At 67.1% G+C, this 24359-nt stretch carries 23 protein-coding genes; 9 read left to right on the plus strand and 14 right to left on the minus strand.

What is annotated here, in order from left to right:
- The 3 genes from V7082_RS00220 to V7082_RS00230 are packed head-to-tail and all read left to right on the plus strand — an operon-like array spanning position 1 to position 2961.
- Positions 1-1134, plus strand: coding sequence for an ABC transporter permease (locus tag V7082_RS00220; protein ID WP_334145338.1), 1134 nt, complete (start codon positions 1-3; stop codon positions 1132-1134).
- A complete protein-coding gene (locus V7082_RS00225) occupies positions 1131-1880 on the plus strand; it encodes an ABC transporter ATP-binding protein (RefSeq protein WP_334145339.1) in 750 nt (249 codons plus the stop codon). The genes V7082_RS00220 and V7082_RS00225 overlap by 4 nt, the downstream gene beginning before the upstream one ends.
- The gene (locus tag V7082_RS00230; RefSeq protein ID WP_334145341.1) at positions 1873-2961 is read left to right on the plus strand and encodes an HlyD family secretion protein; all 1089 of its coding nucleotides are present in this window, start codon (positions 1873-1875) and stop codon (positions 2959-2961) included. Before V7082_RS00225 ends, V7082_RS00230 begins: the two co-directional genes overlap by 8 nt.
- Positions 2962-3139: 178 nt before the next feature.
- Here V7082_RS00230 and V7082_RS00235 read toward each other — a convergent pair whose 3' ends face one another.
- Both V7082_RS00235 and V7082_RS00240 read right to left on the minus strand, forming a co-directional pair.
- Positions 3140-4054, minus strand: a complete 915-nt coding sequence (locus tag V7082_RS00235) for a phosphotransferase enzyme family protein (RefSeq protein ID WP_334145342.1) — start codon at positions 4052-4054, stop codon at positions 3140-3142.
- 383 nt (positions 4055-4437) lie between these two features.
- A complete protein-coding gene (locus V7082_RS00240) occupies positions 4438-4710 on the minus strand; it encodes a DUF6460 domain-containing protein (RefSeq protein WP_334145343.1) in 273 nt (90 codons plus the stop codon).
- 135 nt (positions 4711-4845) lie between these two features.
- On the opposite strand from V7082_RS00240, the gene V7082_RS00245 reads away from it, so the two are divergent.
- Together V7082_RS00245 and pdeM are read left to right on the plus strand one after the other, a co-directional pair.
- Complete coding sequence (locus tag V7082_RS00245; protein ID WP_334145345.1) at positions 4846-7437, plus strand: ligase-associated DNA damage response DEXH box helicase; 2592 nt, start codon at positions 4846-4848, stop codon at positions 7435-7437.
- Positions 7400-8122 carry a ligase-associated DNA damage response endonuclease PdeM gene (pdeM, locus tag V7082_RS00250; RefSeq protein WP_334145559.1) on the plus strand — a complete coding sequence of 241 codons (723 nt, stop codon included), beginning with the start codon at positions 7400-7402 and terminating at the stop codon, positions 8120-8122. The genes V7082_RS00245 and pdeM overlap by 38 nt, the downstream gene beginning before the upstream one ends.
- Before the next feature lie 8 nt (positions 8123-8130).
- Here the strand turns inward: pdeM and V7082_RS00255 are convergent, their stop codons facing one another.
- The 7 genes from V7082_RS00255 to V7082_RS00285 all read right to left on the minus strand — a co-directional run bounded on the left by V7082_RS00255 (position 8131) and on the right by V7082_RS00285 (position 15113).
- On the minus strand, positions 8131-9111 hold the full coding sequence (locus V7082_RS00255) for a TIGR02186 family protein (protein WP_334145347.1): 981 nt from the start codon (positions 9109-9111) through the stop codon (positions 8131-8133).
- The gene (locus V7082_RS00260; protein ID WP_334145348.1) at positions 9108-10034 is read right to left on the minus strand and encodes a sulfite exporter TauE/SafE family protein; all 927 of its coding nucleotides are present in this window, start codon (positions 10032-10034) and stop codon (positions 9108-9110) included. The genes V7082_RS00255 and V7082_RS00260 overlap by 4 nt, the downstream gene beginning before the upstream one ends.
- Before the next feature lie 238 nt (positions 10035-10272).
- Complete coding sequence (locus V7082_RS00265) at positions 10273-12987, minus strand: SEL1-like repeat protein (RefSeq protein ID WP_334145350.1); 2715 nt, start codon at positions 12985-12987, stop codon at positions 10273-10275.
- Positions 12988-13391: 404 nt separating this feature from the next.
- Positions 13392-13829 (minus strand): GNAT family N-acetyltransferase, encoded by a 438-nt coding sequence (locus V7082_RS00270; protein ID WP_334145352.1) that lies wholly within the window; start codon positions 13827-13829, stop codon positions 13392-13394.
- Positions 13830-14017: 188 nt separating this feature from the next.
- Complete coding sequence (gene pqqA, locus V7082_RS00275; protein WP_334145354.1) at positions 14018-14107, minus strand: pyrroloquinoline quinone precursor peptide PqqA; 90 nt, start codon at positions 14105-14107, stop codon at positions 14018-14020.
- A 457-nt stretch (positions 14108-14564) separates the two neighbouring features.
- Positions 14565-14654, minus strand: a complete 90-nt coding sequence (gene pqqA / locus V7082_RS00280) for a pyrroloquinoline quinone precursor peptide PqqA (RefSeq protein ID WP_334145354.1) — start codon at positions 14652-14654, stop codon at positions 14565-14567.
- A 252-nt stretch (positions 14655-14906) separates the two neighbouring features.
- Positions 14907-15113: a hypothetical protein gene (locus tag V7082_RS00285; protein WP_334145355.1), complete on the minus strand. Its 207-nt coding sequence runs from the start codon at positions 15111-15113 to the stop codon at positions 14907-14909.
- A 168-nt stretch (positions 15114-15281) separates the two neighbouring features.
- Here V7082_RS00285 and V7082_RS00290 point away from each other — a divergent pair, with 168 nt between their 5' ends.
- On the plus strand, positions 15282-15704 hold the full coding sequence (locus V7082_RS00290; RefSeq protein ID WP_334145356.1) for an SH3 domain-containing protein: 423 nt from the start codon (positions 15282-15284) through the stop codon (positions 15702-15704).
- Positions 15705-15893: 189 nt separating this feature from the next.
- Positions 15894-16712, plus strand: a complete 819-nt coding sequence (locus tag V7082_RS00295; protein WP_334145358.1) for a hypothetical protein — start codon at positions 15894-15896, stop codon at positions 16710-16712.
- A 128-nt stretch (positions 16713-16840) separates the two neighbouring features.
- Here the strand turns inward: V7082_RS00295 and V7082_RS00300 are convergent, their stop codons facing one another.
- A complete protein-coding gene (locus V7082_RS00300; RefSeq protein WP_334145359.1) occupies positions 16841-17818 on the minus strand; it encodes an HAD family hydrolase in 978 nt (325 codons plus the stop codon).
- Between the two features lie 126 nt (positions 17819-17944).
- Positions 17945-18649: a peroxiredoxin family protein gene (locus V7082_RS00305; RefSeq protein ID WP_334145360.1), complete on the minus strand. Its 705-nt coding sequence runs from the start codon at positions 18647-18649 to the stop codon at positions 17945-17947.
- 243 nt (positions 18650-18892) lie between these two features.
- Between V7082_RS00305 and V7082_RS00310 the strand changes: the two genes are divergently transcribed.
- Positions 18893-20101 (plus strand): FAD-dependent oxidoreductase, encoded by a 1209-nt coding sequence (locus V7082_RS00310; protein WP_334145361.1) that lies wholly within the window; start codon positions 18893-18895, stop codon positions 20099-20101.
- A gap of 6 nt (positions 20102-20107) precedes the next feature.
- Here V7082_RS00310 and V7082_RS00315 read toward each other — a convergent pair whose 3' ends face one another.
- The 3 genes from V7082_RS00315 to V7082_RS00325 form a co-directional block, all read right to left on the minus strand.
- Complete coding sequence (locus tag V7082_RS00315; protein ID WP_334145362.1) at positions 20108-20497, minus strand: hypothetical protein; 390 nt, start codon at positions 20495-20497, stop codon at positions 20108-20110.
- A gap of 209 nt (positions 20498-20706) precedes the next feature.
- Positions 20707-22512 (minus strand): phosphoenolpyruvate carboxykinase (GTP), encoded by a 1806-nt coding sequence (locus tag V7082_RS00320; protein WP_334145363.1) that lies wholly within the window; start codon positions 22510-22512, stop codon positions 20707-20709.
- Positions 22513-22644: 132 nt separating this feature from the next.
- The gene (locus tag V7082_RS00325; RefSeq protein WP_334145365.1) at positions 22645-23415 is read right to left on the minus strand and encodes a HugZ family pyridoxamine 5'-phosphate oxidase; all 771 of its coding nucleotides are present in this window, start codon (positions 23413-23415) and stop codon (positions 22645-22647) included.
- A 149-nt stretch (positions 23416-23564) separates the two neighbouring features.
- Here V7082_RS00325 and V7082_RS00330 point away from each other — a divergent pair, with 149 nt between their 5' ends.
- Positions 23565-24272: a response regulator transcription factor gene (locus V7082_RS00330; protein ID WP_334145366.1), complete on the plus strand. Its 708-nt coding sequence runs from the start codon at positions 23565-23567 to the stop codon at positions 24270-24272.
- Positions 24273-24359: the final 87 nt, after the last annotated feature.

Genomic DNA, 24359 nt, shown 5'->3' on the forward strand with positions numbered 1-24359 from the left:
ATGATCCTTACTCTCGCGTTCCGCAATCTCTTCCACGATCGCATCCGGCTCGCCGTGACGCTGGTCGGCATCCTGTTCTCGATCGTGCTGGTTGCGATCCAGCTCGGCATGTACCTCGGCTCGAGCCGTATGATCACGTCCATGATCGAGCGCTCCAACAGCGACCTCTGGATCATGACCTACGGGGCCAAGAGCTTCGAGGAAGGCGGCATCCTGCTCAGCACGCGCGAGCGTCACCAGGCGCTCGCGACCCCGGGCGTCAAATCCGTCGTCCCGCTCGTCGTCGCCTTCGCCGAATGGCGCAAGCCCGAGGGCGGGTCGACGCGTGTCGTTCTCGTTGGCACCGACGCCGAGGACGGCGCGCTCGAGCCGTGGTCGCTGGTCGAGGGCACCTGGCAGGACATCAAGTCGCCCGACGCCATCTCAGCGGACGATACCTATTTCCGCGAGCTCGGCATCAACGGCATCGGCGACACCGCGCAGATCGCCATGGGGCGCGTCAAGGTCAAGGCGCTGACCCACCGCATCCGCTCCTTCACGCAGTCGCCGTACGTGTTCACGACGCTGTCGCGCGCGCGCAGTCTGCTCGGCGCCGAGAGCGACAAGGCGACCTACTATCTGGTGCAGCTCGAGCCGGGTGCCGACGTCGAGACCGTGCGCCGCGAGCTCCTGAACCGGCTCGAAGGCAACGCCGAGGTGCTGACCAAGGCCGAGTTCGAGGACCGCAGTCTGCGCCAGTGGCTGTTCCGGACGGGCGCCGGCCTCGCCCTCATCGGTGGCGCGCTGCTCGGCATTCTGGTCGGCACCGTCATCGTCGCGCAGACGCTCTATTCGAGCACCAAGGACCACCTGAACGAGTTCGCGACGCTGCGCGCGCTCGGCTCCTCGTCGGGCTATATCTATAAAGTCATTCTCGCGCAGGCGGGCCTGAGCGCCGGCATCGGCTACGTGCTCGGGATCATGATCTCCCTCGGCATCCTCTACATCAGCCGCAACACGCCGCTGCCCCTCGTCATGACGCCGGGGCTCGCGGTCGCCCTCCTGGGGCTGACGCTCTTCATGTCGGCGGTCTCTGCAATCTCGGCGATCATCAAGGTCACACGCATCGACCCAGCGACGGTGTTCAACAGATGACGCAGCCTGTCCTCGAAGCGGTCAATGTCGTCAAGGAGCTCGGCAAGGGTGCGGGCAAGGTCCTGGCCTTGAAGGGCGTGAACCTGTCGCTCGTCAGGGGCGAGCTGACGCTCCTGATGGGCCCGTCCGGCAGCGGCAAGACGACGCTGCTGTCGATCCTGGGCTGCATCCTGACGCCGACCTCCGGCACGGTGCGTGTCGAAGGCGAGGAGACGGCGGGGAAAAGCGCGGAGGAGCTGGCAGAGCTGCGCCGCCGGCACATCGGCTTCATCTTCCAGTCCTACAACCTGTTCCCGACGCTCTCGGCGCTCGAGAACGTGCGCATCGCGCTCGACGTGATCGGGCGCAAGGGCTACCAGGCCGCACAGCGCGCGGAGGAGTGCCTGCGCGACGTCGGCCTCGGCAGCCGCCTCAGGAACTTCCCGTCGAACCTGTCGGGCGGAGAGCAGCAGCGCGTCGCCGTGGCGCGCGCCATTGCGGCCTCGCCCTCGGTCGTGCTCGCCGACGAGCCGACCGCGGCGCTCGACAGCGAGAACGGCCACGCGGTCATGGCGCTCCTGGCGCGCATCGCCAAGGAGCAGAACCGCAGCGTTCTCGCGGTCACGCACGACCCCCGCACGCTCGGCTATGCCGACCGCGTCGTGCGCATCGAAGATGGATTGATCGTCGGCGAGGAGCGGAGGCCGCAGGGCCTCGACGCGCCCGAGATTGCCGACCTGACAAAGAGGCGTAAAGCGAATGGCTAAATTCGATCCCACAGTCACGGCCGTGGCGGCCGCTGCCATCGCGGCGATCGTAACGAGCGTGACGCTGAACCAGCTCGCGCCGAGGCTCGGCGGCGAGGCGCAGGCGGATGGCGTCCATGCTGCCGACGGGCTCGGCACGCGCCCGGTCTGGGCGGCCTCGGCCACCGGCCGTGTCGAGCCGAGGAACGGCGAGGTTCGCGTGTCGTCGGAAATTCCCGGGCGCATCGTTGATGTGACCGTCGCGACCAACGATCAGGTGATGGCGGGCGATCCGCTCGTCCTGCTCGACGACGGCGACCTCGGTCCGAAGCTTGACGCGGCCCTGTCCGAGGCGGAGGTCCGCGTCCGCGAGCGCGACGAGGAGCCCGCAACGGGCCTGGCCGAGGAACGGCGCGTTGCCGAGGATGCGCTGAACGACGCCGAGCGTGAGCTGTTCCGCGTCCAGCGGCAATTCGATACCGCTTACCTTCAGGCCAAGCGCGAGGGGGGCGACGCCGACGCCCTCAAGGACGCCCGCGAGAAGCTCGCAGACGCACAGAAGAAGGCGAGTGACGCCCGCGCCAGCCTGGATGCCGTTCTGGCAAAGCCCGACGTGCCGCTGCCGACGCGCCTCGAATCCGCGCTCTGGGTCGCGCGCACCGATGTCGCCCAGGTGGAGAACGCCATGGACAAGACGCGCGTGCGCGCGCCGGCGGACGGCTCCATCCTCAACGTCTGGGCGCGGGTCGGCGAGATGGCCCAGCCGTCGCCGGATGCGGCGCTGCTCTTGTTCGGCGACCTGTCGAGCCTGCGCGTGCGCGCCGAGGTCGAGGAGCGTGACGTGACCAAGATCCGCGTCGGCCAGCGCGTCGTCGTGCGCGCGGACGCCTTCCCGGACAAGGATTTCGAGGGTGTGGTCACGCAGGTCGCGCCCGCGCTCGGTACGCCGCGCATCACGTCGCGCGGTCCGCGCCGGCCCAACGATGTCGAGGTGCTCGAGGTGCTCGCCGCCATCGACGGCAACACGCCGCTGCTGACCGGCATGCGCGTCGACGTCTTCTTCCGTCGCGAGGCCTCCGCCTCCGCCACCCCGGCGCGGTAGGCGTCGACTTACCCTCCCCATGGCCGCCGTCATCGCGAAGCGATGCTATACATCGACAGGCGGCCATCCAGGAGCCGCGTGTTCCACGTTGGCATGTTGGCCCGGGATAGCCGGGTCACGCCCCGGTTTTTCGCAGCGGCCCGGACTCCAGGCCGCGGCGCTTATTTTGTCACGAAAGTCAGGAATTGTGCGACTGAGAGACCACCTTTTTTGCCCTCTCAAAGGCTTTGGTCCACATTTCATCGGACAGGACGCAGTAGCGAGCAAGGAACAGCAGGGAGCGAGCCTCGGCCAGTTTTATAAAAAGGGGAAGTGCATCCAGCTCAGGCACGGATAGTGGACGCACTTTATCATAGCCAGCGATTAGGGCATCCAACACGGCGTCGTTTTCTGAACTTTCATCATGTGCGAAGTGCCATGCGGCGGTGCTCAGATCGAGGACGAGAGGGCCATGTCCGAAGTCATCAAAATCGAAAAAAACGGTCTTTCCGTTCTGGAAACGTGCGTTCCCCGTCCAAGGATCGCCATGGCAAATACCTGAGGCCAAGGCACGCAGATCAAGGCGGAGCAAAGAAGGAAGATATTCGTTCTCGATAGCCTCCGCGACCTCTCCGCTCTGGGGCACTTCACGCAGTGCGCGCAATGCGTCGTGGACGATTGCAACTGGGTTCAATTCCCTGACCTCGCCGTCAATGACGGCAGGCATGGCGAGATGTAAGTTAGCGATTGAAGCCCCAAACTGCTCAATATGCGTAGCATTGTTAAGTTCGATCTGGTCGCCTTCAGCACTTTGGAAAAGGCAAGCGTGGCGCTGTTCACCGTTCCAAGACAATTCGATGATGGGGGCTCCGTCAGCCGTGGTGACAAGCCGGCTAACCCCCACATGGGCGTTCTCAGGAAAGCGCGCCAGCAGGCTTGCTTCGGCCCTAATTTGTTCAAGTGGTCGCCCAAATGAGCGATAGAGTCGTAAGTAGAAAACTTCTGCTCCTTCGCGGACCCGGTAAGTCCGGTTCACTCCGCCAACGACTACATCAACGTCGGTAAAATACCGTCCATATCGCGAAGAAAGCTGTTCTTTGTCGATGTCGCTCATGCTGAAATTACACCAGTGGCATTTTCGCAAGAATCCCAAAACATGCGACACATTCAAAGACGCGCCTCCCCACGAATGTGTGCAACAATCTCGGCCAGCTCCTCGGTCGCATCTATCGGAACGCCGAAATGCAGGTCGCGGTGAGCTTCAACGCAGTCGTACGAACGTCGAAGCTCGAACGCCGTAATATCCCCGCCCCTCATTGTTCGCCCGCTCTGTGAGGCGCGCGCACAATCTCAAGAGGCGCAACGAGGCATAGCCGATGCACCAGGTCCGCCGTGCTGAGAGCCTGCGCGAAACCGTCGAGATTAAGTGGGATTGGTGAACGCCATCGGCACGATCACCACGGGGTCAAAACGAGCGCAGCCATGGAGTATTGGATATTACTCCGCCTTCGAGCGGACGGCGCCGACGAGGCGGGCGATGAGCCAGATGGGCACGACGACCAGGGCGCCGAGCAGCATGTACTCGATGACCCATTCGATGGCACCGAACCCGAGGTCGTAAAGGTTGCGCAGGAGCTCGTTGATGCGCTGGAAGAAGTTCTTGAGGTCGATGCCGAGCGCCTTCATCACGACCCCGACCACGATCGAGATGAGTGCGAGGCGGAGGATCACCCCGAACGGGTTCCCGCCGAAAATCGTGTTACGGTCCATGCTGCAATCCTTGAACAAGCCGCCCACCCTCTAGCACAGAGGTCGGCAGGCGCGAAGGACGTCTCTCCGGTGAACGGCGTGTCCGAGAAAGCGAGAAGACCCCGCGCGGCTCGCCCCCGGAGACCGGTCGAGCAGGTGGCGGACGCGTCCGCCACCCTTCCGGCGCCGTTCGCGGATTGGTTCCGCCGCCGCGGCTGGCAGCCCCGCGCGCATCAGCTCGCGCTCCTCGCCAAGTCCCGCGCGCGTCGCTCGACGCTGTTGATCGCGCCCACCGGCGCCGGTAAGACGCTCGCAGGCTTCCTGCCGAGCCTGATCGCGCTTTCCGAAGCCCTGAAGCCCAAGCAGGGCGCCGGCCTGCGCACGCTCTACGTCTCGCCCCTCAAGGCGCTGGCCGAGGACATCCAGCGCAACCTCGTCGTGCCGATTTCCGAGATGGGGCTCAAGGTCTCGGTCGAGACGCGGAGCGGCGACACCTCCCTCGCCCGCCGCGCCCGCCAGCGCGTGAAGCCGCCACAGATCCTGCTCACCACGCCCGAGCAGGTGGCGTTGATGCTGTCGGGGTCGGACGCGGGCTATGTGTTCGCCGATCTCGACACCGTCATCCTCGACGAGCTGCACGCGCTCGCGCCCTCGAAGCGCGGCGACCTCCTTTCGCTCGGCCTCGCGCGGTTGAACGCCATCGCGCCCGGCCTCATGACGCTCGGCCTCTCCGCGACCGTCGCGCGGCCTTCGGAGCTTTTGAGCTACCTCGTGCCGCAACGCGCACCCGATGCCATGCGTGCGCTTGCCGATCTCGTGATCGCCCCGGGCGGCGCCGCGCCCGAGATCCGCATCCTCGAGATCGAGGAGCCGGTGCCGTGGAGCGGCCATTCCGCCCGCTACGCCATGCACGAGATCTACCGCGCAATTCGCGCGCACAAGACGACGCTCGTGTTCGTCAACACGCGCATGCAGGCGGAGCTGGTGTTCCAGGAGCTGTGGCGCATCAACGATCGGGGCCTGCCCATTGCGCTCCACCACGGCTCGCTCGACAAGGCGCGCCGCCTCAAGGTGGAGGCGGCGATGGCGGAGGGCAGGCTGAGGGCGGTCGTCGCCACGTCCACCCTCGACCTCGGCATCGACTGGGGCGACGTCGATCTCGTCGTCAACGTCGGCGCGCCGAAGGGGGCCTCCCGCCTCGCGCAGCGCATCGGCCGCGCCAACCATCGCCTCGACGAGCCCTCGACGGCGCTCCTGGTGCCCGCCAACCGCTTCGAGGTTCTCGAGTGCCGCGCCGCGCTCGAGGCCGCGCGCGCCGGCGAGCAGGATGCCGTCATCTCCCGCTCGGGTGCGCTGGATGTCCTCGCCCAGCATGTGCTCGGCATGGCCTGTCACGGCCCCTTCGCGCCGGATGCGCTGTTCGAGGAGGTGCGCACGGCGTCGCCCTACGCCGGCCTGACGCGCGCCCGCTTCGACCGCGTCGTCGACTTCGTCGCCACCGGCGGCTACGCGCTCAAGTCCTACGAGCGCTTCGCGCGCCTACGCCCGACGGAGGATGGCCGCCTGCGCCTCGCGCATCCAAGCCTCATCCGCCAGTACCGCATGAACGCCGGCACCATCGTCGAGGCGCCGATGATCCGGATCCGCCTCATCGGCCAGCGCCGCAGCCTGAGGCGCAGGCGCGGAGCGGCGGTCGAGACGGGACCGCTCGCGGGTGGGCGCGTGCTCGGCGAGGTCGAGGAATCCTTCGTCGGGCAGTTGGCGCCGGGCAACACGTTCGTCTTCGCCGGCGAGATCCTGCGCTTCGAGGGCATGGCCGAAACCGAGGCGTTCGTCACGCGCGCGCCGGGCGCCGACGCCATGATCCCGAGCTATGCCGGCGGCAAGTTTCCGCTCTCGACGCATCTCGCGAGGCGCGTACGCGCCATGCTGGCCGATCCCGAGCGATGGAGCGATCTGCCGACGCCCGTCGCCGAGTGGTTGGGTTTCCAGCACGACTATTCGCAACTCCCCGGCGCCGACGATGTGCTGGTCGAGACCTTCCCGCGCCGGTCGCGTCACTTCATGGTCGCCTACCCGTTCGAGGGACGGCTCGCCCACCAGACGCTCGGCATGCTGTTGACGCGCCGCCTCGAGCGCGAAGGCGCGCGCCCGCTCGGCTTCGTCGCCAACGATTACGGCCTGGCCCTGTGGGGCCTCGGCGATCTTTCGGAGCGCATCGCGGACGGCAGCCTGAGCCTCGCCCGCCTGTTCGACGAGGACATGCTGGGCGACGACCTCGAAGCGTGGCTCGCCGAGAGCAGTCTCATGCGCCGCACGTTCCGCGCCGTGGCGGTCATCTCGGGCCTGATCGAGCGTCGTCATCCGGGGCGCGAAAAGAGCGGCCGCCAGGTGACGGTGTCGACCGATCTCATCTACAACGTTCTGCGGCGCCACGATCCGGGCCATATTCTGCTCGAAGCCGCCTGGGAGGATGCGGCCACGGGCCTGTTGGATATCGCCCGTCTCGGCCGATTCCTGGCCCGCGCGCGGGGACGAATCAGGCATCAAGCTCTGGACCGGGTCTCGCCGCTCGCGGTTCCGATCCTGCTTGAGATCGGCGTCGAGCCCGTCGGCAGGCTCACGCGCGAGGATCTGCTGCGCGAAGCGGCCGAGGAGCTGATCGCGGAAGCGATTGAGGCGAGGGACGGACGTGAGACGCACGACGCAAATGCTGGAGCTCAAGCCCGAGCGTCTCGACGTCGGTGAGTTCAGCCGGCAGCCGGTCTCGATCTCGGGCCGCTCGTTCGTGGCCGATGTCTCGGGTGCGCTCTACTGGCCGGCCGAGGACATCCTGATCGTCGCCGACCTGCATCTGGAGAAGGGCTCCTCCTTCGCCGCGCGCGGGCTCATGCTGCCCCCCTACGACACGGCGGCGACGCTCGAGCGCCTCGCCGCAACCCTCGATGCGTATCCGGCCGCGACCGTGCTCTGCCTTGGCGACAGCTTCCATGATTGCGGCGCGGCCGACCGCATGAGCCCCGTCGACCGCGGGACGCTCGCCATCCTGCAGGAGGATCGCGAATGGCTCTGGCTGGCCGGCAACCACGACCCCGTGATCGACATGGGCCTCGGCGGCACGGTTCTCGGCGAGATCACGGTCGGCGGGCTCACCTTCCGGCATGAGCCGACGGCCGGCCCCGTCACGCACGAGATCGCGGGCCATCTGCATCCCGCCGCGCGCGTCTCCTTCCATGGCCACGTGATCCGCCGCCCCTGCTTCGTCGGCAACGGCCTGCGCCTCGTGCTACCCGCCTTCGGCACTTATGCCGGCGGTCTCAACGTGCTCGACGATGCGTTCTCGCCATTGTTCGGCAACGACGGCCTGTCGGTCCTGGTCCTGGGCCAGGAGGGCCTCTACCCCATCGCCTCGCGCCTCCTCAAAGAGGACTGAGCAAGCGCCTACGCCGGGGGCCTGCGGCGGAACGGCAGCGAGGCGAGCCAGCCCGCCAGCGTCGCGACCAGGACGGCCGAAAGACCATAATAGAGGGGATGATGCATAGCCGCGCGGTAGAGCCATAGCTCGATCCCGCTGCGTTCGAGCCGCACCTTGGACTGGAAGGTGCTCAGCAAGTCGCCTTCGCGGAACAGATAGACGCGCGCCGTCATCGGTCCCACGGGAACGTTTGCGGGGAGCGCGATGGAGGCGCGGAACAGGCTCTTGCCGATGAAGATGACCGCGTAGTCCTCCTTGAGGTAGAGCCCGTCTCCCTGCTTGATCCTGACGACCGCCTCCTTGTAGTCCCTGATCTCGCCGGGCTTCGCGGCGATGACGGAGCGTGCTGCGGGCGCGATGCGCGCATACCCGTGGCCGATCGCGTTGCGCTCGAGGAACGTCGGATCCGCGATCTCCTCGATCGGCCGCGTCGAGGCGATCGCGTAGTAGCTCGGCACGCTCTCGAAATCGACCGCGTCCGTGTTGATCCAAAGGCCCGCGACGTTGGTCTTGCGCCGCACGGTGAGCGGAATGGGCATCCCCTCGAGCACGACGATGATGTCGTAGGTGCCCGCCTCCGCGCTCGGCTGGCGGCTGTTCACGACCGATCCGAACACGATGATCTCCGTGCCTGCGAAAGCCGACGTGACGGCGATCGTTCGCGTTGAAACGTCCGCTTCGACCGTCTCTCTGGCAGGACGCGGGGCCGGCGCGGCGTCCTTGTCGGCGCCCTGATCGTCGGACCGGCGCGCCGCGGCCACGGCGTTCGGATCGGCCTTGCGGTTGCGCGCCGCCGGCTTGCGGGGCGGCTGGCCGTCGTCGGCACGCGGTGCGCCGAGCCGCTCTCTTCCCTCCTGCGCCGGAACCGGACCCGCGGAAGCCCACCACGTCGCCGCGGCCGCCAGCAGCGCCGAAACCCATGCGCGCCGTCCGCCCCGCATCCTCATCGCAAGCCTCCGAGCGATGTGATGGAGAACAGCTCCGGCGGCGTAACGATGAGGTCCCAGCCGATGCGGGCGCAGACGAGCAGCACGAGGGCCGCGAGCAGGAAGCGGAGATGCTCGCCCTTGAGGCGCGCCCCTGCGGCCGCGCCGTACTGCGCACCGACGACGCCGCTGACGATCAGGATGAGCGCGAGCACGATGTCGACGCTGTAGTTCTCCGTCGACTGCATGACCGTCGTCACCGCGGCCACGAACACGATCTGAAACAGCGACGTGCCGATCGCGATATTGGTCGGCATGCGTAAAAGGTAGATCAAGGCGGGGATCATGATGAAGCCGCCGCCGGCGCCCATGATGGCGCCGAGGAACCCGACGAACGCGCCGATCATCATCGGCGGGAAGGCGCTGATGTAGAGCTTCGAGCGGTGGAACCGCATCTTGAACGGCAGCTTGTGGATCCAGTTGTGCTGGCCCGACCGGCGCCGCGCGATGGGCGCGCCGCTGCGGGCGGCCTGGATCGCGTGGAGGCTCTCGATCAGCATCAACGTGCCGATCACGCCGAGGAAGGTGACGTAGGCGAGGGAGACGAACAGGTCGAACTGGCCCGCGAGCCGCAGGATACGGACCATCTTGACGCCGATCACCGACCCCAGGACGCCGCCTGCGAGCAGCACCAGGCCCATCTTGATGTCGACGGTGTTGCGCCGGTATTGGGCGATCGCGCCCGACGCGGAGGAGGCGACGATCTGCGCCGCCCCGGTTCCGACCGCCACCGCCGCGGGGATGCCCGAGAAGATGAGGAGCGGCGTCATCAGGAAGCCGCCGCCGACGCCGAACAGACCCGCCAGAAAGCCGACCGCGCAGCCCATCCCGAGGAACAGCAGCACGTTGGCGCTCATCTCGGCGATCGGCAGATAGATGTGCATTGCGGGGGCGTGTGACGCGGGTACGGGGGACGGAGCTTCAAAAAACCGCCGCACGGAGCGCCCGGGCCCTCGGCGGGCCCGGCCCTCTCGGGCGGGCGTGAGGGACGGCGGTGCGCCCCTCGCCCGGCATCGTATTGGACCTTTGCCGGGAGTGCCAGCGCTGCGTTGCGGGAACCGGGATCGCGTGTTCGGAAAACAACGCCGCCACGGCCGTTTGCGACCGCGGGCGGCGAACGCGCTAGGTGTTCGTGTCGTTATTGACGCGCCTCTTCCAGTCCTCTCCGGCGGCACGGGCGTCGTTGGCCAGCGGCGAGGCGGGCCGGGCCCGGTATCCGGCGATCCTCTCGTCGGCGTCGGTCAACTCCTCGGCGGTGAGGGTGGAGATGAGGGCATCGCGCCGCTCGATCGCTTCCCCATCGCCGCTCTTCGCCGCGAGCGCATACCATTTGTAGGCTTCGACGCGGTCGGCCGCGATGCCGAGCCCGTTCTCGACGAGAACGCCGAGATTGTATTGGCTGTCGGGGAGCCCATGCTCGGCGGCCTTGAGGAACCACGGCAGGGCGGCGGCGTAGTTGGGCCGCGCGCCGCCGGCGGTCAGCACGGCGAGATTGTGCATCGACTTGACGTTGCCGCCCTCTGCCGCGCGCTGATACCAGATCTTGGCCCGCTCGAGATCCTTGGCCACGCCGAGCCCGCGCTCATAGAGCGTGCCGACCCGGTATTGCGCCTGCGCGAAGCCCTTGGCGGCGGACCGCTGATACCAGCGCAGCGCCTCTGCGTAGTCCTGGCCGGTGCCTCGACCTTCCGCGAGCCGCGCGGCGACCTCGAACTCGGCCGACGGATCGCCGTTGGCGGCGGCGACGCGGAGTGACATCGGCCCGACCGTGGCCGGAGGCAGATCGCGCGCAAGGGGGCTCGCCTCTGCCTCGCCGGCAGGGTCGAGGTCCGTGGCCGGATAGGCGGCGGAGATGCGCCCGTTCACGTCCGGAAGGAGCGCGTTTGCCGATTGTCCGGCTGCGATCATCCCGAGCTGGCCCGAGAGGCTCGCGAACATCTGCTGCTCGTAGACGCCGGCGGCGGCCGCGCCGGACAGCGTTGCGCCGGGGTGTGTGATCGTCATGCCCTGCGGAGCGTCCGACGTCGATCCTCCGTCCACGGGCGCAACCTTGGGCGGGGTCAGGACGTCGTCGTGGAAGCCGTAGGGGATGGGTGCGGCTTCGCCCGTGCGGTCGTGGCCGGGGGTGGAGCGCGGCTCGGAGCCGGGCGTCTCTTCGGCGGGCAATGCGGTGCCACCGTCCGGCTCTGTCGCTGCCGGGTATGAGATCTGAGGCACCACCGGCCGCGGCGCGGACTTGCGGTTGAGAAGCAGAAGGCTGCCGTTGATGGCGATGATGAGCACCAGCACGGTCGCCAGCAGTTTCGTGGACATGCCGAACAGACGGCCGCTGCCCATCTCCGACGCCTTGGGCTGGAAGAGCGAGTCCCGCATGTCGGCGATGGATGTCTGCGCAGGCGCATCCGCCGGCTCGTCCAACGCCTCGGCGCGGTTCGCGGCCGCTTTCAGCTTCGCGCGGCGGGCTTCGGCGATGAAGTCGCGCCGCAGTCGGTCGAGCGGCGACTCGGGCTCGTCGGCGACGGCCGGCTCGACGGGCCCCGCCGCGTCCGCGACGGTCGCCGGAACCTCCACCGGGGTCGGGGCCACGGGCTCCGGCGCGCCAATGCCGTCGAAGTGCGTGTCGCGGAACGTGTACGGCGCATTGCCCGGCATGGCGGGCTCGGGGGCTGCGACCGGCGCCTCGAGGCTCGGCGCGTCCGGAGGCGGCGGCCCGAGGATCGGCTCCTGGGCGGCCGGGACAGGGACCGGCGCCGCGACCGGGGCCGGCGCGGGCTCGGACGCGGCAGCCTGTTCAGGCTGTTGCGGCGGCTGCTGCCGCTCCATGGCATCCATGCGGTCGAGGACCGCGGCCAGCGCCTGCTGCAGCGTCTCCAGCATGGCGAAGGCGGTCTGCTCGTTCTGGCGCTGCTCGGCGATCGCCTGCTCGAGCAGGGCCCGGATCTCGTCGTAGCGGTCCGCTTGCGCGTTGACGCGGCCCGAGAGCGTGGTCACCAGCGAGACGGCGTGGGCTTCGGCTTCGCGTCTGTCGGCGATCGAGGCTTCGACGAGCTGGCGCAGGGCGTCGTGACGGTCGACGAGGTGCGCGGTCTCGCCGCCGAGGCGGACATGCACGTCTTCGGCGGCGCGCCGGGCGACGGCTTCGAGATCGACCGCGAAGCGGCTGTCGGCGGTGAAGAGCTTGGCGAGGCGATCGTCGGAGACCTGCGCCATGACGGCGCGCACATCGCTCTCGATGCCGTCGATGCGCACGACATGGCGTTCGAGCTCGGAGAGCTTGTCGCCGAGGTCGTTGACGTGCACCTCGATGAGGCGCATCCCCTCGACGTCCGAGCGCCGCGCTACGTCCTGCAGCGTCTCACCGAGATGGGCCTGGAAGGCGTCGATACGCTCTTCGAGCGCGGCCACGGCGGGGCCGGGCCTCAGGTCGGAGAGGGCCTGCGTGATGCGCTGGGTGACGTCGTTGAAGCGCTCCCCGATCCATGCCTGCTGCGTGTAGGACATGGCTGCCGGGGGCGCCCGGGGATCGGGCTCGGTCAGCGCCGCTTCGTGCCCCTGCATCAGCGCTTCCGCAGCTTCGATGTCCCAGGGCTCGTCGCCCGCCTCGTCGAGGAGCATGTATTTGCGGGGGCGGGCGCGGGAGCGTGCCGGCGCGGGCCGGGCGGTCTCCGCCACCTTGAGCCGCTCCACGATGTTGGCCATGGTCTCCGTCTGCTCGCGCTGCGCCATCTCGATCTCGCGCGCGATTTCACCCAGGCTGCGGCCGGGTGTGCCGGTGGGTCCGGAAAGGCCGTAGCCGCTCCGGAGCGGCCGTCCGCTCTCCTGGTCGAATGTCAGCATGGGGGTCCCCAGGGGTGCAGTGCTGCTCAAACCTCGGACCCCGAGGGGGAAAGGCGGCGGACTGCCTCGTGCGAAGCTGAAATGCGTGAAGGGCCGGACGCAGCACGAAACCAGAAACCCGAACCTGGAAACGGTCGCATTCGGCAGTAAACGAACTGTTAAATGCTCTGAAAGACCTGGAAGATAAGGGATTGTCGAATTGCGGATCGGCAGGCCGGTCGATGCCCCGGGGAGGTGATTCGCGCCGCCGCGGCGGGAAGGGGGCGAACCGGGTCGCAATCGATCGATTAAGTCTCGGAGCGACCATATCTCCGAAAGCAGCGCATGGGGCACACGCGCGCGAGCGCATGAGGGCCCGGCGCGGCGCCTTCGCCCTGCCGCGAACGTCGCCCGCCGCGTCGGCGCTAGAAGAAGAGACGATAGCGGACGAAATCGTCGGCTTTGGTGAAGCGGTCGTAAACGCTGCGTGCCGCCGTGTTGCCGGCCTGCGTGTGCCAGTAGAGCCGCGACCAACCCTGGCTCTTGGCCATCCCGGCGAGATCGCGGATCAGCGCTTCGCCGATTCCCCTGCCCCGGTGATCGGGCGAGACGAACAGATCCTCCAGGTAGCAGACGGGCGCCGTCGTCCAGGTGCCGGCGTGAAGCACGGAGAGACTGAAGCCGCAGACCTCGCCGCCGGTTTCTGCAACCCGGCAGAACAGGCCGTCCTGCTTGCGGATGAGCCGCTCCCAGGTCTTCAGGGTCACGTCCTCCGGCACCTCCGCCTGGTAGAACGCGAGGTATCCGTTCCAGAGCTTGCGCCAGGACGGTTCGTCGTTTGGAAGCGCGTCGCGGATGAGCATGCCGAAAGTCCCCGAGAGTGTCGCGGCCGAGTATGCCGGATCACGGCGGCCCGATCAGCAGCCCTATCAGAATATCGTCTACGGGATACGAAGGCATCGTCCGGCCCCTACGTCCGAGGCCGGACAAAAGAAAAGCGCGACGACCGTAGAAGGGGCCGCCGCGCCAAAGACCGAAAGGAGATCCCGGGTTAGACGAGATCGATCTCGGCCGGGAGATAGGACGTGACCTCGAGGCCGACTTCCTGCTCGCGAACCGAAGGTTTCATCCAGGTCTTCATGAGTAGTTCCTCCTTTGAAAGGCGCATGACGGAGCACGTCTGCGCGCAAACACCATGAGGGACCAGATCCTCCGGCGACCAATCGTATTTTCAGACCCGTTCTATTAGGCGAGCTGATGCTACTGTGTACCAGAAAGCGTCTGAAGCCGTTATTTCAAGCCGTTTCGCGGCGTTTTGCGCCCGCCGGATAAGCCGCGGCTCGAGGCTTCACGCGATTTGAATTTTTCGTGTTGGGGGCGGCGATGGAGGCGAGGCGCCCCGTGCCGTTAACGGAGAGGCGGGCGAAAACGAGACGCAAAAGCGCAAGAAAACGCATGCCGAACGTATCGAAACTTGGCCGAAGGACGCGTCGCGGGCGTTTTGAAAGCCGTCGGTGCCGACAATGAAAACCGATCTCAAAAAAAAGCGGCGACCGCTTCCGCGATCGCCGCTTGGGATTCGAGAAAACCGACCGTCTTTAGACGAGGTCGATCTCAGCCGGCAGATACGAGGTCACCTCGAGGCCGACTTCCTGCTCGCGAACCGAGGGCTTCATCCAGGTCTTCATGACAGTTCCTCCTTAATGTTCCAACGACCAGAGGGCCGCCAGCCCAACTGATGCTGGTGTGTATATAGGCAAATGCTCCGATAACAGCAAATCGCAAGTTCGTGATCTGTTTATCAGAGAATCTTATTGAGCATGAAAGCTGCCCTTATGAGGCGGAAGCGCAAAAGGTCGTTCGCGATAAAGGCTTAAAGCGAGGTCGGATCAAGATCGGTCGGGTCGGGTGCGTCCCCGGCACAAGCCCGGCACAGGCGCTCAGCTCGCGCCCTTGCGCGCGCCCTCGAACTCGCTCGAGAGCGCAGCCTCGAGATTGCGGAGGTCCTCCGGGATCGGCAGGCCATACGCCCTGAGCTCGTTGAGCTTCTCCATGAGCTGCAGATAGAGCTCGTGGGCATCCTCCGGCCCGTTCTGCATCCGCGCGAGCAGAATGCCGATCTCCGCTTTCACATCCTCGAAGGCCATGGCGATGTCTCCCGATACATGAAGAGCACATAGGAACGCGGACGCCCGCTCCCAAGGCCCGCCCCTTCGGTCACCGCCAGCTTTGTCATAGAGGAGGCGCATTTCTGCGCACTCTCGGCCTCGGCGTCATCGGAGAGACCGTTGAGGGAGACGATGGGGGATCCTGTCATGAGCCGCCAGATCATGGATCGCCGCGCCATGAACCGTTGCGCCCGCGTGGTCCGGTCGGCGGCCCTCTTGGCCGCCGCGTTTGTTGCCGGCCCGGCATCGGCCCAGGAGCCGCCGAGGTTCTTCGCGGTGACGGGCGTGCCCGCCAATGACGTCCTCAACCTGCGCGATGTCCCCCATGGTGACAGCCGCAAGCTCGGCGCCATCCCGCCCGGCGCGCGCGGTCTCAAGAATTTCGGCTGCCTGAAGCCCGAGCCCAGCCTCGACCGCTGGATGGGGATGACCGATGAGGAAAAAAGGAACGCGCGGCTCGAATGGTGCCGCGTCGAATATCACGGGCGGCAGGGCTGGGTCGCCGCGCGCTTCCTGAAGCCCGATCCAGGCGCGGAGCGCCTGAAGCCCGAACAAGGCGCGGAGCGTTGAGCGTCTCGCACCAACTCGGATTGAGCATAAGAAGCGGCCATGCGGTTCTCTCGCCGGCTAGAGGCTCGCGTGCCCCGCCGTGCCATCGGGCGCCGGATGTGCTAGAGTTTTTAAGTGCGGAACGCGGGGGATGGCGCATCGTGCGTCGCGAAGCCTGAGCAGAGGCGGCGCATGCGATGGGGTAGGGATATGCGTTTGCTTTTCGAGTCGCTCCGCGAGCGTGTGGCCGAGCATCTGGCTCGGCTTCCCGCGATCAATCCTGCAACGCTGTTCGCGGGCGGCGGTGTCGTGCTGGCCGCCGTGGTCGTGGTCTACGGTGCGCTGCTCGGCGCCGATCGGGTCCCTGAGGACGCCGTCGCCGTGAGCGGCCCGGTCTTCACGCCTGTCGCAACGACAGCGCCCGCGCCGGCGCGCGCCGCCAGGCCCGCAAGCGCGTCGGCGGAAGCTATCCCGCGGTTCGAGGACGAGACGTCCGTCACGCGCGCCGTGCAGGCTGAGCTGAAGCGCGCCGGCTGCTACAGCGGTCCCGTCAACGGCGTCTGGAACGCGTCGACGCAGGCCGGCATGGGCGAGTTCGCCACCCGCGTGAACGCGCGCCTGCCGGTTGACCGTCCGGATCCGGTGCTGCTCGCGCTGCTCGAGACGCACAACAAGATCTCCTGCACGGGCGGCTGCAGCATGGGCGGCGAGGAGGGATGCGTCCCGCGCACCGTGCTGCCGGCGGCGCAACGCGCCGAGGCGCGCGAGGAGCCGCTTGCCGCGCCGCCTCCCGCCAGCCCGAATGCCGGCACCATGCGGACCGCCTCTGCGGGACGCGAGGACGACACCGAGCTCGAGGAGGCCGTCGCGACGGCGGCCGTCGGGGCTGCCGCGGGCGCGGCGACGCAAAAGGCCGCAAAGCCCCGGCCGCAGCGCGCAGCGCGCACGGATCGCAAACAGCCTTCGCTCTCGCGCCAGGTGTCGAAAGGCTTCCAGCAGATCCAGCGCAGCCTCGACAAGCTGTTCTGAACGGCGCGTGTTCATGCGCCCTTCATTTGACCGGCACGTCGCGGCGGAGCCGCGCTTCTCCACATCTCAGCCAAGCCGCGCTTCGCTGGATGGCCGTCGCGTGTCGCATCCAGGCTCCCCCGAACGGATCAGCCAATGCCTCTCGCCACCGTCCAGATCTCCTCCTCGACGGCGATGTCCGCGAGGATGCGGTCGAGCAGCAGGCACGTCCGCTTGAAGAGGTCGGAGCCGCGCCGGTAGTCGGCGGCCGCGAAGAAATCGACGCGGCCTGCGCGGAAGAGCTCGACGCACGTCGCATGGCCCTTGCCGCGGCCTTGCGGATGCACGGCGACCGCGTGTCCGCCGCTCTTGCGCATCAGCGCCATGGACGGCACGTCCGTCTCGCCGTCTCCGAAGTAGATCATGTTGCGGAACGGGATCGGGCGCAGGTCTTCGGCCATGTGCGCATTGATGCTCTCACCGAGATCCTCGATGCCCTTGTTGATGCGGAACAGGTACTGCGTCTTGCCGGTATCGGTGATCACCCGCTTCGGGAACGGCAGCTCGTAGGCGTCGAACCAGTATTCCGACGCGAACACGTTGTGAAAATGGCGGCGGATCGCCGTGCCCTCGATGATCTCGGTAAGCCCTGACGACACGAGGTAATGGCGAAGCTCGACGCCGTGGCTCTCGGCGCGGATCCGGATGTAGGCCGCGATCTCGTCGAACCACTCGGAAACGCCGGGGAACAGCTCCACCGACGCGCCTTGCTTCACCAGATCGTCGCGGTCGATGCGCAGGCCCTTGTCGCGCGCAAGCTTGTACATGAGGTGCATGTAGGTGATGAGCGGATCGGCCCGCTCTGCGCGCGCGACGCGCCCGCACTCGGCCCAGAACGCTGCCGGATCGATGCCGAGCTGCGGCAGGAACGAATACTCCTGCATCGGGCGTGGCGAGAGCGTGCCATCGAAATCGTAGACGAGCGCGATGGTCTTCTTGTCGAAGGCCGCGGCGGTCTTCGCCTCTTTCCGGGCCTTTGTCCTGGCCTTGGCCGGCGCAACGTCGACCTGCGGGGTCGCCTCGTCCGCGCCCCGCTCCTTGCTCCGCCCTGTCGCACGTTCGCTCATCGCCGGCTCCTGTCCATCGAACGGCTTGACGGACAGTCCGCCGATTCGGGTGGCGCCCTGAAGGCGCCGGCGAGGCCATGCACAATAACTGCGCTCCTCTCCGCAGGGAGAGAGCGCACGGCCGCCTCAGTGATCGTGGCCGCACCCGCAGCCGCCCTTGTTGCCCCCATGATCATGATCGTGATGATGGCCGTGGCCGCCGCAACAGCCGCCGTCGCCGTGATGATGGTGCTCATGGTCGTGACCATGGTCATGCGCGTGGTCGTGTCCACAGCCGCAGCCGTGATGATGGTGCTCGCTGGGATCGGTCAGCACGGCCGCGAGCCGCCGCTCGAGCGCGATCGACTGCTCCCGCGGCGCATCCCGCGCCTCGATGGCGAGCGCCATCACCTCGGCGCCGATGCGCAGATCGTCGACCTGTCCGAGGTAGTGCCGACGGAGACGGCCCTGCCGGTCGAAGATGAGGACCGTCGGCGTGCCCTGAATCTCGAAGGCTTCCATCGTTCTCGGCAGGCTCTTGCCGTTGGCCGCGTCGAGCGCCACCGGAAACGTGAGCCCATGCTCGGCGACGAAGGTTTCGAGCGCCGTCTTGCTCTGCGCGTCGGTCTCTTCGAACGGGGTGTTGAGGCCGATCACCGCCACCGCGTCGTCGTCGAACGCCTGCGCGAGACGGGCTGCCTGCGGCAGGCCGTGCTTGAGGCTGCCCGGGCAATGCTGCTGGAACGCCGCCAGCACCACGACCTTGCCCTTGAGGTCCTTGAGCGTCGGCGCCGGATCGGCGTTGAGCCAGCAGGCGGTCTCGAGCTCCGGCGGGTTTTCGGGGTCGAACATCGAAGAAGATCCTTTCATGGCCTGGGCGGCACGGCGTCGCTCGAGGCACCCTATCCGGAATCGGGCCCCGGCGTCAGGGGGTGCGGAGCCGCCGCAAGGGGTCGCGGGCTGCACGGTAAGATTGCGTTCAGCACGCTGCCGAATAGGTCCCCCTCGGGAAAGACGTTAACCCGGGTTTAGCGTCGCCGGCGGACACTCGCCCGTCGCGCCGATCGCGGCGCGGTGGCCAGGGTGAAGACGCCCATGCGCGAGTTCGATGTTACCATTGTCGGCGCGGGCCTGTGCGGCTCGATCGCCGCGACCATGCTGGGCCGGTCCGGTCGCGCGGTCGCGCTCGTCGATCCGAGCCGGATCTATCCCGACGACTTCCGCGTCGAGAAATTCGACGACGATCAGATGCGCGTGCTCCGCAACACCGGCCTCGGCGAGGCGGTTCTGGCGGCGTCAACCCACGACCGGTCGGTCTCGGTGTCGATGCTCGGCCGCATGGCCGAGAAGCGCATAAGCGACCAGCGCGGGTTCGACTATGGCGCACTCGTCAACCTGCTGCGCCGGGAAATCCCGCCGTCCGTCGCGCAAATTCACGCCAAGGTCACGACCATCGCCAATGGCGCCGACCGCCAGCGCGTGACGCTGTCCACGGGCGAGACCGTCGAAGCTCGCCTCGTCGTCCTGGCCAGCGGCTTGAACAACGGCCTGCGCGAAGCGCTCGGCATCGAGCGGGCGGACCTCGCGCGATGCCAGTCGATCACCTTCGGCTTCGACATGGAGCCTGCGGCAGGCGCGAGCTTTCCGTTCCGCGCCTTGACCTGCTACGGCGAGCACCCGCGCCAGCGGATCGCCTACATCACGCTGTTTCCCATCGGCACGCGCATGCGCGCAAACCTCTTCGTCTATCGCGATCTCGGCGATCCCTGGCTCTCAGCCTTCCGCGCCGCGCCCGAGGCGACGCTCGCACACGCCATGCCGCGCCTTGCGCGGTGGACGGGCCCGTTCCGCATCGTCGGTCCCGTGAAGATGCGCCCGGTCGATCTCTACGAGACGAGGGGCTACCTCAAGCCCGGCGTCGTCCTCGTGGGCGATGCGTTCGCGACTGCCTGCCCCGCGGCAGGGACAGGCGCGCGCAAGGCTCTGGTCGATGTCGAGCGCCTCTGCAACGGCCATGTCGCGCGATGGCTCGCCACCCCCGGCATGGGCGTCGAGAAGATCGCCACGTTTTACGCCGACCCCGAGAAAACGGCCTCCGATCGGCGGTCCTTCGCCCTTGCGCGCGATCTGAAGCGCCGGACCCTGGACGAGAGCCTGGTCTCCTGGGCGCGGCGTTGGGCGAAGCTCGCGCTTTTGCGCCTGCGCTGGGCCAAAACCGCAGCCGCCGACGCCTCGTCCCGGCTCGTCGCGGGCGCGGAGCAACCGCTCGAGGCGCCTGCCGGATCTCCCGGACCGCGCCCTTAAACCGGCTCAGAGCATTTGCGCCGGCCAGATCTGGAAGATGCCCCGCGCCGTGCTGCTCATCGCCTCGACCACGGCCATGTTGTCGAAGCCGGCAAGGCGCGCTTGCATGGCCTTGAGCAGCGCGTGCTCTCCCTCCGCATCCATGGGGATCGTGAGCGCGCTGCGCCGGTCGCGATCGGAGAGGATCCAGAAGAGGTCCATCTGCAAGGGCCCCGCCTCGGTGGTCAGGATCGCGACATTGGCGAGGTTCGACCAGAGCAGCGTCGCCACGCTGCCCGCGCCGCTGTCGACCGTGATGATCCTGTCGTCGTGCGAGACCCGCACGGCCGATGCGGTGCGCCCTTGAGGCAGGGCCTCGCGGTGTCGGCGGAACAGCTTGGAAAGCCAGCTCAGCATCGCAACAGTCCCGCTCCGGTCCCGCGTGCACCGGGCTCCGCACGACGGCAGCGTGCGCGCCAGGGCATACCATGCCTTGCCCCTTGTAGATCACGATTCATGCGTGAGATCGAGCCGCCGGCGAAGGCCGGGAGCGGCGTCGAAAGACAAGACCCCCGGAGCTTGCGCCCCGGGGGGTCCTCGGTGTTGCGTGACGGATTGAAGCGCCCTCAGCCGAGCCGCTGCTCGAGCGCCGAGAGCTCGTCGTTGAGAGCCTGCGGCAGCTTTGCGCCGAACATCGCGAAATGCTCGCGGATGGACGGCAGCTCGGCCTTCCAGCCCTCGGTGTCGACGCGCAGGAGCTCGCCCATGGCCTCCGGCGAGACGTTGAGTCCGTCGAGGTCGAGCGCGCCTTGCGCCGGCAGCTTGCCGATCGGCGTATCGATCGCACCCGCCGTCCCCTCGCAGCGCTCGAAGATCCACTTGAGCACGCGGCTGTTGTCGGCATAGCCGGGCCACAGGAACTTGCCCTCGGGGCTCTTCCGGAACCAGTTGACGTAGAAGATCTTCGGCATGTTGCCGCCGCCCTTCTCGCCCATGTTGATCCAGTGCTGGAAGTAGTCGCCCATGTGGTAGCCGCAGAACGGCAGCATGGCCATCGGGTCACGGCGCAGGTCGCCGACCTTGCCGGCGGCGGCGGCGGTTTTCTCCGAGGCCATGATCGAGCCGAGGAATGTGCCGTGCCGCCAGGAGAGCGCTTCCGAGACGAGCGGCACGACCGATGCGCGCCGGCCGCCGAACAGGATGGCGTCGATCGGCACGCCGGCCGGATCGTCCCATTCCTTTGCGATCACCGGGCACTGCGCGGCCGGCGCCGTGAAGCGCGCATTGGGGTGCGCGGCAGGGCGCCCCGAGGACGGCGTCCAGGAGCGGCGCAGCCAGTCGACCGCGTGGGCGGGCGGCTCGCTCATGCCTTCCCACCAGACATCGCCGTCGTCCGTGAGCGCGACGTTCGAGTAGATGATGTTGGCGTGGAGCGTCTTCATCGCGTTGAGATTGCTCTCATTCGATGTGCCAGGCGCGACGCCGAAGAAGCCGGTCTCAGGATTGATCGCATAGAGACGCCCGTCGGGGCCGAACTTCATCCAGCAGATATCGTCGCCCACCGTCTCGGCCTTCCATCCCGGGATGGTCGGAACCAGCATGGCGAGGTTGGTCTTGCCGCAGGCGGACGGGAAGGCTGCGGCGACGAATTTCACTTTGCCTTCGGGGTTGGTGAGCTTGAGGATCAGCATGTGCTCGGCCATCCAGCCCTCGTCGCGGGCCTTGACCGAAGCGATGCGCAGCGCGTGGCATTTCTTGCCGAGCAGCGCATTGCCGCCGTAGCCCGAGCCGTAGGACCAGATCTCGCGCGTCTCAGGGAAGTGCGAGATGTATTTGGTCTTGTTGCAGGGCCACGGTGCGTCGGCCATGCCCGCGCTGGACAGCGGATAGCCGACCGTATGGCGCCCGCGCACGAAATCGTCGCTGTTGCCGAGCGCGGCCAGCACCTTGTCGCCGACGCGCGTCATGATGTGCATGTTGGCGACCGCATAGGCGCTGTCAGTGACCATGACGCCGATGCCGGCGATGGGCGAGCCGATCGGACCCATGGAGTAGGGCACGACGTACATCGTGCGCCCGGCCATTGCGCCGTCGTAGAGCTGGGTCAGCGTCGCCTTCATCTCGGCCGGATCGGCCCAGTTGTTGGTCGGGCCTGCGTCGTCACGGGTCCGGGATGAAATGTAGGTCTGGTCCTCGACGCGGGCCACGTCCGCGGGGTCGGAGCGCACGAGAATGGAGTTCGGCCGTTTGGCCGGGTTGAGCCACTGCGCGGTGCCTCCGTCCACGAGCGCCTTCAGCAGCTCCTGGTACTCCCACTTGCTTCCGTTGCACCATCGGACGGACTCCGGCTTGAACAGGGCCTTGGCCTCTTCGACGAAGGCCAGGACGGCCGGATTGGTTGTTTTGGCCTCCGAAGGCGACATGACATTCATTCTGGGCGATCCTCTACGCGATGGACGTTGTGAAATATTTTTTAGCTAAGCGGACAAACTAGCATCCGGCGAAGCATACGGACAAGCGCACGTCCATTGTGCGGGTGCGTACTACCGAGGGATTAGGCAAGATTAAGAATGAGATTGCCGGTCGCGTGCCACCCCCGCGAGGCGAACCAGTTCCTGCCGCGCTTCGTCGGGGGTCGTCACGCGTCTGGCGAACGGCAGGCGGCACGTCTGCCCGTCGCAGACGATGTCGAAGCCATCGGGATCGATGCCGGTCATGCGCCAGGGGCCGCCGGGTGCGCCGGCAAGCTCCGTGGCATAGAGGGCGAGGGCTGCGGCGTGGTCGTCGTTCATGTGCGAGACAATGTCGTCATGCCCCGCGACGAGCGGCTGGGCGTCACCCACATCGAGGATGAGGTCCGAGCGCCTGAGATCCACGATCCGGCCGAAGCCGCCGATGTAGTGCGCGCGCTCCACCTCGAGCTCATAAAAGGCGAAGTCCGGAAAATCAGCGTACCCGCGTGCCGGCGCGTGCCGCCCGAGGAAGCGCTCGCGCGCCCCTCCGCGCGCCGTCCTGACGGCCCGCCCCATCACGGTGACGCGGCCGCCGGCGAGCGGATCTCCGGTCGCATCCGTGCCGTCGAACAGCACGCTCGCGCGCGCGTCGGAGGCGAGATTTTTCGTGTGCAGCGCGAGGGTTGAGATCAGGAACAGCGGCGTTCCGTCCACATCGGTTGCGATTGTGACCAGCGAGGCGTATGGATGGCCCGTGGATGCCTCCAGGGTGGCGAGCGATGCCTTGAGGGCACGGCGCATCAGGAGACGCGCGGCGGCTGCCGGCGAAAGCTCGGCCCGGGACGCCTCCGGGATACGTTCGGGGGTGCCGCGATCTGTCATCGGATGAACCCTTTGTCGTTCTGGCCCGTGAGGCCGTTCAGTTGCTGTTCAGGCCGCTGTTTGTAAGACGGACCTGCCACAATTGATCCACCTTGGGACCATAAAGCGCCAAGTGGGTATATAGGGTTGCCGCGAGGAAAATCGGGACCATGAAAGAGAAAAGCACCATCGCGCTCGTCGACGACGAGCGCAATATTCTCACCTCGCTCGGAATGGCGCTCGAGGCCGAGGGCTACAAGGTGCGCACCTACTCGGACGGCGCCTCCGCGCTCGAGGCGCTGACCGAGGATCCGGCCGACCTCGGGATTTTCGACATCAAGATGCCGCGCATGGACGGGATGGAGTTGCTCCGCCGCGTGCGCCAGCAGTCCGATATGCCCGTCATCTTCCTCACCTCCAAGGACGAGGAGATCGACGAATTGTTCGGCCTCAAGATGGGGGCCGACGACTACATCGCCAAGCCCTTCTCGCAGCGCCTCATCGTCGAGCGCGTCCGCGCCATCCTCCGCCGTCTGCAGCCCAAGGATGGACAGACGGCCGAGCCGCAGGTGGCTCATATCCTGGAGCGCGGCAAGCTGAAGCTCGACCCCGAGCGCCACACCTGCCATTGGGACAACCGTCCGGTCACGCTCACCGTCACCGAGTTCCTGATCCTTCAGGCGCTGGCCCATCGTCCCGGCGTCGTCAAGACGCGCGACGCGCTGATGGACGCCGCCTACGATGATCAGGTGTATGTCGATGACCGGACGATCGACAGCCACATCAAGCGATTGCGCAAGAAGTTCAAGCAGGTCGACGACAGTTTCGACGTCATCGAGACGCTGTACGGCGTCGGCTACCGCTTCAAGGAAGCGTAGCGGCGCTTTGCCATGCGCCTCGTGAGCTCGAAACGAGCTTCGGGTTGAGCTTCGGAACGTTGCGGGGGACGAAGAATCCTTCGCATG

It is taken from the genome of Hyphomicrobium sp. (genome assembly GCF_036833075.1).
Classification (GTDB): Bacteria; Pseudomonadota; Alphaproteobacteria; order Rhizobiales; family Hyphomicrobiaceae; genus Hyphomicrobium_C.